The organism is Pseudomonas sp. 1121_17 (assembly GCF_052850745.1).
In genome coordinates this window covers 552145-564573 of the sequence record NZ_VXCX01000003.1, presented here as the reverse complement: position 1 = coordinate 564573, position 12429 = coordinate 552145, and the positions used below count along the sequence as shown (strand labels likewise).

Genomic DNA, 12429 nt, shown 5'->3' with positions numbered 1-12429 from the left:
ACATTTCTTCCCGGCCGGTTGGAGCTGGCGCGGGTGCAGTTCGAAAACCGCAAGGATCGCGAGGCGGTGCAGGCATTTCAGCAGATCAGCACCGGCCTCAGCCCGTCAGACGCGTAGGCCATGGGTGTGGGGCAAGACCGTCGACAGTTTCATCCAGGCCCTTGATCACCGCGAAGACTGGCAAGGCTCGCTGGCCATCGGTCCGACCTGGAGTGACAACCTCAACCAATCTTCCGGAAGTGTTGTCACCTACCGCTACGTCACAGCTGAAGAGACCATTGTGGTCAAGCGCTCGCTGCCCAAGGCAGCGTCTGCCCACGGCCAGGATTTCGAAGCCACGCTGAACAAACGCATGGCCATCAGCGGTCATCACGGCATGTTCGTACGCTCACTGCTGTACGGCCAGGCCTACGAAAAAGAGAGCATGTACAACGAGAGCACGCTGATCAGCAACGCTGGCTATAGCTATCACGACGCCAGCAATCAGTATGCGATTGGGCCTTCATACGAGTTCAGCACCATTGGCAGCGACGCCATGTACAGCGCTTGGGGCCTGCGTGGCGAGTGGCTGCATACCCCAGCTTGTAGTCGTTCAGACAGGGGCTGTGCTGACGACCGCTCCAGTCTTCGCCGCTTCGGCAATGGCCTCAGTGATGATCAGATTCCTCAGGCCATCGCGCACCGTGACCAGCGGCGCTTCAAGTCCCTGGATGATCCGGCAGAAATGCTCGAGCTGAAGCTCCAGTGGATCCCGACGTTCAACACCGGCGGTCGCCGTTTGAAAAGGCTTGAACCATGAGCGCTCTTCAGCGCGGGCATAGTATTTGAGGCGCATTGTCGGCACTGCAAGCGACCCGTTCTTGCCGCTGATTACATAGCAATCTTCATCGGCGCAGGAGGCGTAGCTCGCATTCTCCTGGGACGTCTGCTCCCAACTGCGGGCACACCCCGCAGAGTCCGATAGCAGAAACGAGCCCAGGGCTCCGTTGGCAAAGCGCAGGCCGATACACACTGTGTCTTCGACCGGAAAGTTACGCGCGGCACTCGACTGCATGGCCTGGACGGCAACGATCTCTCCGCACAGCGAGCGCAAGTTGCCGATCTCGTGAATCATGTTGATCAGGATCGGGCCGCCACCTTCCTGGCGCCGCCACACGGCCGCGTCGAAGTAATCATCCGGTTTGTAGAACAGCGCGCTGCCCTGCACGGCAACAATGTCGCCGAGCACGCCTTCGCCGATGATCTCCCGTGCCTTGGCCAGCACAGGGCTGTGTGCTCGATGGTGCCCGACCAGTAAGCGCGCACCCTTTGCGGTTGCCGCAGCGAGCAGACGCTGACCTTCTGCAACGCTGTGGGCGACGGGTTTTTCGATCAAGGCGGCAACCCCCGCGTCGACGCATTGCAACGCCTGCGCAACATGCAGAGCATTGGGCGTGGCAAGGATCACGCCGTCCGGTTTGACGTTGTCGAACAAGGCCGCCAGATCAGCATATTGAGGAACGCCCAGAGCGGTCAGGTAATCTTCCGGGATCCTCACCGGATCAACAACGGCAACCAGTTCACAAGACAGGCTCGCTTGGACAAGTTCGATATGGCGGCGACCGATCATGCCGACGCCGGCCACCGCAATTCTGATTCTGGACATGATTGATCTTCACAGTTGTTTTTGTGTGCCTGAGGAGCAGCGCAGGCTCATCAGGTGCTGTTAGGATCCAGCCTACTATCGCCGGCGAAGGTCATAATGGGCTCAGATGGAATATCAGAATTCTCAATTACTGAACAATGACCCGTTTCTGCGTGACCTTTTGCTCTTCACTGCGATCGCCCGCTGTTCGAGCTTCGTCAGCGCAGGGGCTGAGTTGGGTATCTCGCCAGCGCACGTCAGCAAGCGCATCGCGACACTTGAGCAAAGCCTCAACTGCAAGCTGTTCAACCGTACGACGCGCCGCGTCACCATCACCCGTGAAGGCGAGGCGATGCTGGTCTGGGCCAAACAGATTCTGGAAAACGTCCACGGCATGCTGGAGACGTCCCATGGAGACCGGGTAGAGCCCAAAGGCCTGCTGCGGATCAGCACCAGTCAACGACTGGGCCGTTTCCACGTGGCACCCATCCTCGGCCTGCTGCGCAAGCGCTACCCAAAACTCGAGGTCTGGATCGAGTTGATGGACAGGCGCACGGACCTCATCGGTGAACAGTTCGATATCGATATTCGAGTAGGGGAGGTGACCGAGCAGCATCTGATTGCCCACAAGATCGCCAGCAGCCAGAGGATTCTGTGCGCCGCCCCGAGCTATGTCGCCGAGCGAGGCCATCCCGCTTCGCTGGCTGATCTGGCACAGCACCACTGCCTGCTGCTGCGCGACAGGGACAGTAGCTTTGGTTTGTGGCGTCTAGAGGGGCCAGGTGGCATGGAGAGCGTCAAGGTGACCGGGCCCATGGCATCGAACAACAGCGACATCGTGCGCGAGTGGGCGCATGAAGGGCTGGGCATCATCATGGCCTCCACATGGGACGTCGCCCCCAGTTTTGCGCAGGGCAAGCTCATGCGACTGCTGCCTGCTTGGCATCAGGTTGCGGATATTTCCGCGGTCACCACGATCCGTGCTTCGCAGTCGGAAAAAATCAAAGTGTGCCTTGAGTTTCTGACTGAGCAGTTGACGGCTGGTGCTTATGCGCTTGAGGGCATAACTGACTGAGCACCACATCAAAGAGCACTGCTTTGCTGAAGAAAGCGTTCAAACTATAGAAACTAAAAAGCCCGCAATCAGCGGGCCTTTGGGATGTTGCGTAGACGCTGGTAAGGCGTCTATGTGTTGCGTTTGGTGCCCCGAGGGAGACTCGAACTCCCACTCCTTTCGAAAACGGATTTTGAATCCGCCGCGTCTACCAATTCCGCCATCAGGGCTTGTGGGGCGGCAGTATAGAGAGGCTCCGCGGGTCGGTCAATCGGCTTTCATGGAGAATTTTCACAGCTTGGGCTAAACTTCGCGGCCCTGTCGAACCGAACACAATCATGCGCGTCGCCGATTTTTCCTTCGAACTCCCCGATTCCCTGATCGCCCGCCACCCACTGGCCGAGCGCCATGGCAGCCGACTGCTGGTTCTTGATGGACCGAGCGGCGCGCTGGCTCATCAGCAATTCACCGATCTGCTCGAACACCTGCGCCCGGGTGACCTGATGGTGTTCAACAACACCCGGGTGATCCCGGCGCGGTTGTTTGGCCAAAAAGCCTCGGGCGGCAAGCTCGAAGTGCTGGTCGAGCGCGTGCTCGACAGCCACCGGGTGCTGGCCCATGTGCGTGCAAGCAAGGCGCCCAAGGTCGGTACACAGTTGCTCATCGACGGCGGCGGCGAGGCCGAGATGGTCGCCCGCCATGACACGCTGTTCGAGCTGCGCTTCAACGAAGAGGTGCTGCCGCTGCTCGATCGCGTCGGCCATATGCCGCTGCCGCCGTATATCGATCGCCCGGACGAGGGCGCCGACCGCGAGCGCTATCAGACTGTTTATGCCGAGCGCGCAGGTGCCGTCGCCGCGCCAACCGCAGGCCTGCACTTCGACCAGCCGCTGCTCGAGAAAATCGCAGCCAAGGGCGTCGAGAGTGCGTTCGTTACCTTGCATGTGGGTGCCGGCACCTTCCAGCCGGTGCGGGTCGACAAGATCGAAGACCACCATATGCACAAGGAATGGCTCGAAGTCAGCCAGGAGGTAGTCGATGCCGTGGCCGCGTGCCGTGCGCGTGGCGGCCGAGTGGTTGCCGTCGGCACCACCAGCGTGCGCTCGCTGGAGAGTGCCGCACGTGATGGCCAGCTCAAGGCGTTCAGCGGCGACACCGATATCTTTATCTACCCGGGCCGGCCGTTCCATGTGGTCGATGCCCTGGTCACCAACTTCCACCTGCCGGAGTCCACGCTGCTGATGCTGGTCTCGGCCTTCGCCGGTTACCCCGAAACCATGGCGGCCTATGCCGCTGCGGTCGAGCATGGCTACCGCTTCTTCAGTTACGGTGATGCGATGTTCATCACCCGCAATCCGGCGCCGCGCGGCCCCGAGGATCAAGCATGAGTCGCACCTGTCGTATGTCCTTCGAACTGCTGGCCACCGACGGCAAGGCCCGTCGTGGCCGCCTGACCTTCCCCCGAGGCACGGTCGAGACCCCGGCGTTCATGCCGGTGGGCACCTATGGCACGGTCAAAGGCATGCTGCCGCGTGACATCGAGGCCACCGGCGCCGAGATCATTCTTGGCAACACCTTCCACCTGTGGCTGCGCCCGGGCACCGAGGTGATCAAGAAGCACAACGGCCTGCACGATTTCATGCAGTGGAAAGGCCCGATTCTGACCGACTCCGGTGGCTTCCAGGTGTTCAGCCTTGGCGCCATGCGCAAGATCAAGGAAGAGGGCGTGACCTTCGCCTCGCCAGTCGATGGCTCCAAGGTCTTCATGGGCCCGGAAGAGTCGATGCAGGTCCAGCGTGATCTGGGCTCGGACATCGTGATGATCTTCGACGAATGCACGCCGTACCCGGCCGAGCATGACGTCGCGCGCACCTCGATGGAGCTGTCGCTGCGCTGGGCGCAGCGCTCCAAGGACGCCCACGCCGACAACACTGCGGCGCTGTTCGGCATCGTTCAGGGCGGCATGTATCAAGACTTGCGCGAACGCTCGCTGGAGGCGCTGGTCAACATCGACTTCGACGGCCTGGCGATCGGCGGCTTGTCGGTCGGTGAGCCGAAGCACGAGATGATCAAGGTGCTCGATTACCTGCCGGCGATGATGCCCGCTGACAAACCTCGTTACCTTATGGGGGTAGGCAAACCGGAGGATCTTGTGGAGGGTGTGCGCCGCGGCGTCGACATGTTCGACTGCGTGATGCCGACGCGCAATGCGCGCAACGGCCATCTGTTCATCGACACCGGGGTGATCAAGATCCGCAACGCGTTCCATCGCCATGATGATTCGCCGCTGGATCCGACCTGCGATTGCTATACCTGCAGCAACTTCTCGCGCGCCTATCTGCACCATCTGGACAAGTGCGGCGAAATGTTGAGCAGCATGTTGAATACAATCCATAACTTGCGTCATTACCAGCGCCTGATGGCCGGTTTACGCGAGGCTATTCAACAAGGTAAATTGACCGCCTTTGTCGACGCCTTCTATGCCAAACGCGGGCTTGCTGTGCCGCCTTTGGACTGACTGACTGTAACCGTTTGCCAACCCAACACGTTGCAACATAACAACTGGAGTGTCACATGAGCTTTTTGATCCCCGCCGCCTACGCGGACGCCGCAGCCCCTGCCGCCGGCCCTATGGGTGGTGGTTTCGAGTGGATTTTCCTGGTCGGCTTCCTGGTCATCTTCTACCTGATGATCTGGCGTCCACAGGCCAAGCGCGCCAAAGAGCAGAAGAACCTGCTGGGCAACTTGCAGAAAGGTGACGAAGTTGTCACCAACGGCGGCATCGCCGGCAAGATCGTCAAGGTTTCCGATGACTTCGTGGTACTGGAAGTGTCCGACACCGTCGAGATGAAGTTCCAGAAGGGCGCCGTGGCTGCGACCCTGCCTAAAGGTACGCTCAAGGCTATCTGAGGTACCGGTTTTACTTTTTCCAGTCGGGGCGCGCAAAGCGCCCCGCGTCTTGAACGGGCGGCGTGATGCTGAACAAATACCCTCTGTGGAAATACGCACTGATCGTGCTGGTACTTGCGATCGGTTTCATTTATTCCGCTCCCAACCTCTATCCGGATGATCCGGCTGTACAGATCAGTGGTGCCAGCTCGGCGCTGCAGGTCAACCAGGCCGACCTCGATCGCGTCAACAAGGCGCTGACCGAAGCGGGTATCACCGTGAAGGGCACTAGCCTGGGCGAGAAGGGCAGTGGCTTGGTACGCCTGACCGACCAGGAAGACCAACTGCCAGCCAAGGATGTGGTGCGCAAGGCCCTGGGCGATGATTACGTCGTGGCCCTGAACCTGGCTCAGACCACTCCGCAGTGGCTGCGTAACCTGGGTGCAAGCCCGATGAAGCTCGGTCTGGACCTGTCCGGTGGTGTGCACTTCCTGCTCGAAGTGGACATGGACAAGGCCATGAGCGCGCGCATGAAGGTCTACGAAGGCGAAGTGAAGACCCTGTTGCGCAAAGAGCGCATCCGCTACCGCAGCCTGCCTCAGCAGGATGGCGGCATTGTGCTGGGCTTCTCTGACGACGCCACCCGCGAACAGGCCCGTGCCCTGATTCGCAAGAGCTTCACCGATTTTGACCTGACCACCACCGAGCGCAACGAGCTCGCTGTGCTGCGTCTGGCGCTGACCCCGGCCAAGGTTGCCGAGATCCGCGAATACTCGATCAAGCAAAACCTGACCACCGTGCGTAACCGGGTCAACGAACTGGGTGTGGCCGAGCCGCTGGTGCAGCGTCAGGGCGCCAACCGTATCGTGGTCGAGCTGCCAGGCGTGCAGGACACTGCCGAAGCCAAGCGCATCCTCGGCAAGACCGCCAACCTCGAGTTCCGCTTCGGTGCCGAACCAGGTGCCTCCAAGGCCACCACCGAGGTCTTCGAATTCCGTGACGGCGGCCGTTCGGCGCCGGTCGAGCGTGGTTTGATCATCACCGGTGACCAGGTCACCGACGCCCAAGCCAGCTTCGACGAGCAAGGCCGGCCACAGGTCAACATCCGCCTCGATGGCCATGGCGGCGAGTTGATGAGCCGCGCGACCCGCAGCAACGTCGGCCGCAGCATGGCAGTAATCTTCATCGAGCAGAAGCCGATCACCCGCTACGTCAAGCAGACCGTCGACGGCGTCGAGAAGGAAGTTGCCGTACAGAGCTTCCAGGAAGAGAAAAAGATCATCAGCCTGGCGACCATTCAATCGCCACTGGGCAGCCAGTTCCGCATCACCGGCCTCAATGGCCAGGGTGAATCGTCCGAACTGGCCCTGCTGCTGCGTGCCGGTGGGCTGGCTGCGCCGATGTACTTCGCTGAAGAGCGCACCATTGGTCCAAGCCTGGGTGCCGACAACATCACCAAAGGTGTCGAAGCATCGCTGTGGGGCATGCTGTTCGTGTCCATCTTCATCATCGCCATCTACCGTGGTTTTGGCGTGATCGCGACCGTTGCCCTGACCGGCAACATGATCCTGCTGCTGGCCTTGATGTCCCTGCTGGGTGCCACCCTGACCCTGCCAGGCATCGCCGGTATCGTGCTGACCATGGGTATGGCGGTTGACGCCAACGTGCTGATCTTCTCGCGGATTCGCGAGGAGCTGAAAAACGGCATGTCGGTGCAGCGCGCCATCCACGAAGGCTTCAGCCGTGCCTACACCGCGATCATCGACGCCAACCTGACCAGCCTGCTGGTCGGCGGTATCCTCTTCGCGATGGGCACCGGGCCGGTCAAAGGCTTCGCGGTAACCATGTCCCTCGGGATTTTCACCTCGATGTTCACCGCCGTCATGGTGACCCGCGCAATGGTCAACCTGACCTGCGGCGGGCGTGACATCAAGAAGCTGTGGGTTTGAGGGAATAACCATGAAAACCATCAACTTCATGGGCGTGCGCAACGTTGCGTTCGCCGTCACTGTCCTGCTGACCATCCTGGCGTTGTTCAGCTGGTGGCAGAAGGGTTTGAACTTCGGTCTGGACTTCACCGGCGGTACGCTTATCGAGCTCACCTACGAGCGTCCGGCAGACCTCAAGCTGGTCCGCGCCGAGCTCGCTCAGTCGGGCTTCGAGGACGCCATCGTGCAGAGCTTCGGTGCGACTACCGACCTGCTGGTGCGCATGCCGGGCGACGACCCGCAACTGGGCAGCAAGGTTGCTGCAGCGCTGCAGAAAGTCGGCGGTGACAACCCGGCAACCCTCAAGCGGGTCGAGTTCGTCGGCCCGCAGGTAGGTGAAGAACTGCGTGACCAGGGCGGACTGGGCATGCTGCTGGCGCTGGGCGGGGTACTCATCTACCTAGCCTTCCGCTTCCAGTGGAAATTCGCCGTCGGCGCGATCATCTCGCTGATCCACGACGTGGTCGTGACCGTGGGTATCCTGTCGTTCTTCCAGATCACCTTCGATTTGACGGTGCTGGCGGCAGTGCTGGCCATCATCGGTTACTCGCTGAACGACACCATTGTGGTATTCGACCGCGTGCGGGAAAACTTCCGCGTGATGCGCAAGGCCTCGCTGATCGAGAACATCAACGTCTCGACCACGCAGACCCTGCTGCGCACTGTCGCCACTTCGGTTTCGACCTTGCTGGCGATCGCCGCCCTGTTGATCTTCGGGGGTGACAACCTGTTCGGCTTCTCCCTGGCTCTGTTCATCGGGGTCATGGCCGGTACCTACTCGTCGATCTACATCGCCAACGTGGTATTGATCTGGCTGAACCTGAACAGCGAAGACCTGATTCCACCGGTCAAGGCCGAGGGTGTGGACGAGCGTCCATAACCGCAAGCCGTCGCCGTTTGGCCCCAAGAGAGCCGCGAATGTTGAACTCGCGGCTTTTTTTTTGCTCCAAGGCTGGGACAAGCGCGGGTTATGGCCCGCTGGTACGATCAGGAGGTTCACGTGAATAAATCAATGCTGGTGGGTGCGGTGCTCGGTGCCGTCGGTGTAACTGCCGCAGGCGCAATGGCGACCTACAGCTTGGTGAACAAAGGCCCAGAGGTCGCCGAGGTGACCGACGTGCAGCCGATCAAGCAGCAGGTCAAGACTCCACGTGAAGTGTGCAAGGACGTGACCGTGACGCGCCAGGCGCCGGTCAAGGATCAACATCAGATCGCCGGTACCGTGGTCGGTGCATTGGCGGGTGGCTTGCTCGGCAACCAGATCGGTGGCGGCACCGGCAAGAAGATTGCCACCGTGGCCGGTGCGGTCGGCGGCGGCTACGCCGGTAACAAGGTGCAGGAAGGCATGCAAGAGCGTGACACCTACACTACCACCCAGACCCGCTGTAACACCGTGCATGACCTGAGCGAGAAAGTGGTTGGCTACAACGTCACCTATTCGATTGGCGACAAGGTCGGCAAAGTGAAGATGGACCACGAGCCAGGTTCGACCATTCCGCTGGACGAGAATGGCAAGCTGGTGCTGAGTCAGGCCCAGAACGGGCAGTAAGCCTGCGCAGGATCACTGGCCCCTACGATGAGCGGCGCGGTTCTTGCGGACACAAAAAAGCACCCCGGGGGGTGCTTTTTTGTGGCTGACCGGCGCTTAGCGCTTCAGCGATTGTGGCACGTGCGGCTGGATGGCAGTCAGCACGGCTTTGAAGCACTTGATGTTGCCAGCAACGATGTGGCCTTTCTCGAGGAATTCGTGGCCACCGTTGAAGTCGCTGACCAGACCGCCAGCCTCCTGCACCAGCAGTACGCCTGCAGCCATGTCCCACTCGGACAGGCCCGACTCCCAGAACGCATCGAAACGACCGGCCGCTACATAGGCCAGGTCAAGGCTGGCAGAGCCGGCGCGGCGGATGCCGGCAGTCTGGCCAGTAAGGGCGCGGATCATGCCCAGGTAATTGTCGAGGTCGGCCATCTGGTTGTCGCGGAACGGGAAGCCGGTACCCAGCAGGGCGCCTTCAAGGCTGGTACGCGAGCTGACGCGTAGGCGGCGACCGTTGATCTGGGCGCCACGGCCACGGCTGGCGGTGAACTCTTCCTGGCGAACCGGATCCAGTACCACTGCGTGCTCCAGGCGGCCGCGGTATTTGCAGGCGATGCTCACTGCAAAGTGCGGAATGCCACGCAGGAAGTTGGTGGTGCCATCGAGCGGGTCGATGATCCACAGGTAGTCTTTGCCTTCTTCACCTGAGCCAGCGTGGAAGCCGGTCTCTTCACCCTGGATCGAGTGGTTCGGGTAGGCCTTGCGCAGAGCATCGACGATTTTCTGCTCGGCAGCGCGGTCAACCTCGGACACGTAGTCCTTGGCGTCCTTTTCGTCCACCTTGATGGTGTCCAGGCGTTCGATGGAGCGGAAAATCAGTTCACTGGCGCTGCGAGCAGCGCGCAGGGCGATAGTCAGCATAGGCTGCATGGGCGGTTCACCTGGAGATGTTAAAGAAGAAAGCCGGCCATTTTAGCAGAGTTTTTTGACAACGGCAGCGCCGCATTTGCTTTCATGGCGTAACGTCCGTCGGTTCTGTAAGATCGACCGCCCTGATATCTGCCTTTGAGAGCACCCACCGTGCTGCAAAATATTCGTGTTGTTCTGGTCAATACCAGCCACCCCGGCAACATCGGCGGCGCTGCGCGTGCCATGAAAAACATGGGCTTGTCGCGCCTGGTGCTGGTCCAGCCGCAGGAGTTTCCGGCAGCTGACGCCAGCGCCCGAGCTTCTGGCGCAGACGACGTGCTCAGTGGCGCGCTGGTGGTCGACTCGCTGGAAGAGGCGCTGGTTGGCTGCAGTCTCGCGATCGGCACCAGTGCCCGCGACCGCAGCCTGCCGTGGCCGATGCTGGATCCGCGCGAGTGCGGCGCCAAGTCGGTCGAGCGTGCCACCATGGGTGACGAAATCGCCCTGGTGTTCGGTCGCGAGCATGCCGGGCTGACCAACGACGAATTGCAGCGATGTCACTTCCATGTGCACATTCCCTCGAACCCTGACTTCAGCTCGCTCAATCTGGCCGCCGCCGTGCAGGTGCTTGGCTATGAGGTGCGGATGGCCTGGCTGGCCGCGCAGGGCGAGCCGTCGATCAATGACAAGGCCGATGCCGTCGAACTGGCGACCCTGGACGAGATGGAGCGTTTCTACGACCACCTGGAGAAAACCCTGGTGGACATCGCCTTCCTCGATCCGGACAAACCCAAGCACCTGATGGCGCGCCTGCGTCGTCTGTACGGTCGCAGTTCGGTAGAGCGTACGGAAATGAGCATTTTACGCGGCATCCTCACCGAGACTCAGAAGGTTGCTCGGGGTGAGTCGCATAAGCGGAAGGATTGAGCAATGTTCGAACGTCTGCGTGAAGATATCCAAAGCGTATTCCATCGTGACCCTGCGGCGCGTAACGCTTTTGAAGTACTGACCTGCTATCCCGGCATGCACGCGATCTGGCTGCACCGCCTTGGCCACGCCCTCTGGACGCGTGATCTGAAGTGGCTGGCGCGGCTGGTGTCGAACTTCGGCCGCTGGATGACTGGCATCGAAATCCACCCGGGCGCGACCATCGGTCGACGCTTCTTCATTGATCACGGCATGGGGATCGTCATTGGTGAGACCGCCGAGATCGGTGACGACGTTACCCTCTACCAGGGCGTGACCCTCGGTGGTACCAGCTGGAACGCCGGCAAGCGCCACCCGACCCTGGGCAATGGCGTGGTGGTCGGTGCCGGCGCCAAGGTGCTCGGCCCATTCACTGTCGGCGCCGGAGCCAAAATCGGCTCCAATGCTGTGGTCACCAAGGAGGTTCCGCCAGGCGCCACCGCAGTGGGTATCCCCGGTCGCATTATCGTCAAGGCGCAGGAAGACTCCGAAGTCGAAGCCAAGCGCAAGGCCATGGCCGAGAAGATCGGTTTCGATGCCTATGGCGTCAGTGGCGACATGCCTGACCCGGTCGCCCGCGCCATTGGCCAGATGCTCGACCACCTGCAAGCGGTCGACGAGCGTCTGCAGGGCATGTGCGGCGCGTTGACCAAGCTGGGTAGCGACTATCACGGCAAGGCGCTGCCGGCACTGCCCGAAGAAGATTTCGTTGAAGTCGCTCCGGTCGAGGCAAGGCAGCAGGCGCAGAGCGACACCCAGCCACATTGACAGCGACGATGGCGCTAGCCGTGGGCGTGTGCTCGCGGCCAGTGTCTGCTACACTCGCGCCCGCCCTTCGAGTGCAAACCCGACTAAAGCAGTAGGTCTAATAGTTGACTTAAATGCTCGGGAATCGCATACTTGCTCACATTCTGTAACTCCCGTGGTACCCATACGCCATGCGACTGACTACCAAAGGCCGATACGCAGTGACCGCCATGCTTGACCTGGCGTTGCACGCGCAGCATGGGCCGGTGTCACTGGCCGATATTTCCGAGCGCCAGGGCATCTCCCTCTCTTATCTGGAGCAGCTGTTCGCCAAGCTGCGCCGCAGCAGCCTGGTTTCCAGCGTGCGCGGTCCAGGCGGCGGCTATCAGCTGTCGCGCGGCATGGAAACCATCCAGGTTGCCCAGGTCGTCGACGCGGTCAACGAATCGGTCGACGCTACCCGTTGCCAGGGCCTGGGTGACTGCCATGCCGGTGATACCTGCCTGACCCACCACCTGTGGTGTGACCTCAGTCAGCAGATCCATGAATTCCTCAGTGGCATCAGCCTGGCCGACCTCGTCAAGCGCCGTGAGGTGCAAGAAGTCGCTCATCGCCAGGACCTGCGCCGTGTTGCAGGTCGATCCGCCCAGCTGGACAAGATTGAGACGTCCGCCGTCGACTGACATTGGTCACGAGCGACGCCACCGCCTGATAGGAG

At 61.0% G+C, this 12429-nt stretch carries 12 protein-coding genes, 1 tRNA gene and 1 pseudogene; 11 read left to right on the top strand and 3 right to left on the bottom strand.

Going from position 1 to position 12429, the window contains the following annotated elements; genetic code table 11:
* Positions 1 to 124: 124 nt before the first annotated feature.
* A pseudogene (locus FW789_RS10185) lies at positions 125 to 514 on the top strand (surface lipoprotein assembly modifier); the annotation flags it as partial.
* 78 nt (positions 515 to 592) lie between these two features.
* Here FW789_RS10185 and FW789_RS10180 read toward each other — a convergent pair.
* A complete protein-coding gene (locus FW789_RS10180; RefSeq protein WP_446431400.1) occupies positions 593 to 1645 on the bottom strand; it encodes a Gfo/Idh/MocA family protein in 1053 nt (350 codons plus the stop codon).
* Positions 1646 to 1751: 106 nt separating this feature from the next.
* Between FW789_RS10180 and FW789_RS10175 the strand changes: the two genes are divergently transcribed.
* Positions 1752 to 2699, top strand: a complete 948-nt coding sequence (locus FW789_RS10175) for a LysR substrate-binding domain-containing protein (protein ID WP_446431399.1) — start codon at positions 1752 to 1754, stop codon at positions 2697 to 2699.
* A gap of 124 nt (positions 2700 to 2823) precedes the next feature.
* On the opposite strand, the gene FW789_RS10170 is transcribed toward FW789_RS10175, so the two are convergent.
* Positions 2824 to 2908, bottom strand: a tRNA-Leu gene (locus FW789_RS10170).
* Between the two features lie 108 nt (positions 2909 to 3016).
* Here FW789_RS10170 and queA point away from each other — a divergent pair.
* From queA to FW789_RS10140, 6 genes are all read left to right on the top strand, one after another.
* A complete protein-coding gene (gene queA, locus FW789_RS10165; protein ID WP_186697424.1) occupies positions 3017 to 4066 on the top strand; it encodes a tRNA preQ1(34) S-adenosylmethionine ribosyltransferase-isomerase QueA in 1050 nt (349 codons plus the stop codon).
* A 14-nt stretch (positions 4067 to 4080) separates the two neighbouring features.
* The gene (tgt, locus tag FW789_RS10160) at positions 4081 to 5196 is read left to right on the top strand and encodes a tRNA guanosine(34) transglycosylase Tgt (protein WP_446431405.1); all 1116 of its coding nucleotides are present in this window, start codon (positions 4081 to 4083) and stop codon (positions 5194 to 5196) included.
* A 56-nt stretch (positions 5197 to 5252) separates the two neighbouring features.
* Positions 5253 to 5588 carry a preprotein translocase subunit YajC gene (gene yajC / locus FW789_RS10155; protein ID WP_103436107.1) on the top strand — a complete coding sequence of 112 codons (336 nt, stop codon included), beginning with the start codon at positions 5253 to 5255 and terminating at the stop codon, positions 5586 to 5588.
* Positions 5589 to 5653: 65 nt separating this feature from the next.
* Complete coding sequence (gene secD, locus FW789_RS10150) at positions 5654 to 7516, top strand: protein translocase subunit SecD (RefSeq protein ID WP_103436108.1); 1863 nt, start codon at positions 5654 to 5656, stop codon at positions 7514 to 7516.
* 10 nt (positions 7517 to 7526) lie between these two features.
* Positions 7527 to 8435 carry a protein translocase subunit SecF gene (gene secF / locus FW789_RS10145; protein WP_103436109.1) on the top strand — a complete coding sequence of 303 codons (909 nt, stop codon included), beginning with the start codon at positions 7527 to 7529 and terminating at the stop codon, positions 8433 to 8435.
* Between the two features lie 120 nt (positions 8436 to 8555).
* Positions 8556 to 9104 carry a glycine zipper 2TM domain-containing protein gene (locus FW789_RS10140; RefSeq protein ID WP_103438701.1) on the top strand — a complete coding sequence of 183 codons (549 nt, stop codon included), beginning with the start codon at positions 8556 to 8558 and terminating at the stop codon, positions 9102 to 9104.
* A gap of 96 nt (positions 9105 to 9200) precedes the next feature.
* On the opposite strand, the gene suhB is transcribed toward FW789_RS10140, so the two are convergent.
* Positions 9201 to 10019, bottom strand: coding sequence for a type III secretion system regulator SuhB (gene suhB, locus FW789_RS10135; RefSeq protein WP_101316676.1), 819 nt, complete (start codon positions 10017 to 10019; stop codon positions 9201 to 9203).
* 150 nt (positions 10020 to 10169) lie between these two features.
* On the opposite strand from suhB, the gene trmJ reads away from it, so the two are divergent.
* From trmJ to iscR, 3 genes are all read left to right on the top strand, one after another.
* Positions 10170 to 10925 (top strand): tRNA (cytosine(32)/uridine(32)-2'-O)-methyltransferase TrmJ, encoded by a 756-nt coding sequence (gene trmJ / locus FW789_RS10130; RefSeq protein WP_103436110.1) that lies wholly within the window; start codon positions 10170 to 10172, stop codon positions 10923 to 10925.
* 3 nt (positions 10926 to 10928) lie between these two features.
* A complete protein-coding gene (gene cysE, locus FW789_RS10125) occupies positions 10929 to 11732 on the top strand; it encodes a serine O-acetyltransferase (protein WP_103436111.1) in 804 nt (267 codons plus the stop codon).
* Positions 11733 to 11902: 170 nt separating this feature from the next.
* Positions 11903 to 12394: a Fe-S cluster assembly transcriptional regulator IscR gene (gene iscR, locus FW789_RS10120; RefSeq protein ID WP_101316682.1), complete on the top strand. Its 492-nt coding sequence runs from the start codon at positions 11903 to 11905 to the stop codon at positions 12392 to 12394.
* Positions 12395 to 12429 lie beyond the last annotated feature (35 nt).

Excerpts from the sequence above, each read along its gene's own strand:
- FW789_RS10180 (WP_446431400.1), bottom strand. The coding sequence starts at position 1,645 with ATGTCCAGAATCAGAATTGCGGTGGCCGGCGTCGGCATGATCGGTCGC.
- FW789_RS10175 (WP_446431399.1), top strand. The coding sequence starts at position 1,752 with ATGGAATATCAGAATTCTCAATTACTGAACAATGACCCGTTTCTGCGT.
- queA (WP_186697424.1), top strand. The coding sequence starts at position 3,017 with ATGCGCGTCGCCGATTTTTCCTTCGAACTCCCCGATTCCCTGATCGCC.
- tgt (WP_446431405.1), top strand. The coding sequence starts at position 4,081 with ATGTCCTTCGAACTGCTGGCCACCGACGGCAAGGCCCGTCGTGGCCGC.
- yajC (WP_103436107.1), top strand. The coding sequence starts at position 5,253 with ATGAGCTTTTTGATCCCCGCCGCCTACGCGGACGCCGCAGCCCCTGCC.
- secD (WP_103436108.1), top strand. The coding sequence starts at position 5,654 with ATGCTGAACAAATACCCTCTGTGGAAATACGCACTGATCGTGCTGGTA.
- secF (WP_103436109.1), top strand. The coding sequence starts at position 7,527 with ATGAAAACCATCAACTTCATGGGCGTGCGCAACGTTGCGTTCGCCGTC.
- suhB (WP_101316676.1), bottom strand. The coding sequence starts at position 10,019 with ATGCAGCCTATGCTGACTATCGCCCTGCGCGCTGCTCGCAGCGCCAGT.
- cysE (WP_103436111.1), top strand. The coding sequence starts at position 10,929 with ATGTTCGAACGTCTGCGTGAAGATATCCAAAGCGTATTCCATCGTGAC.
- iscR (WP_101316682.1), top strand. The coding sequence starts at position 11,903 with ATGCGACTGACTACCAAAGGCCGATACGCAGTGACCGCCATGCTTGAC.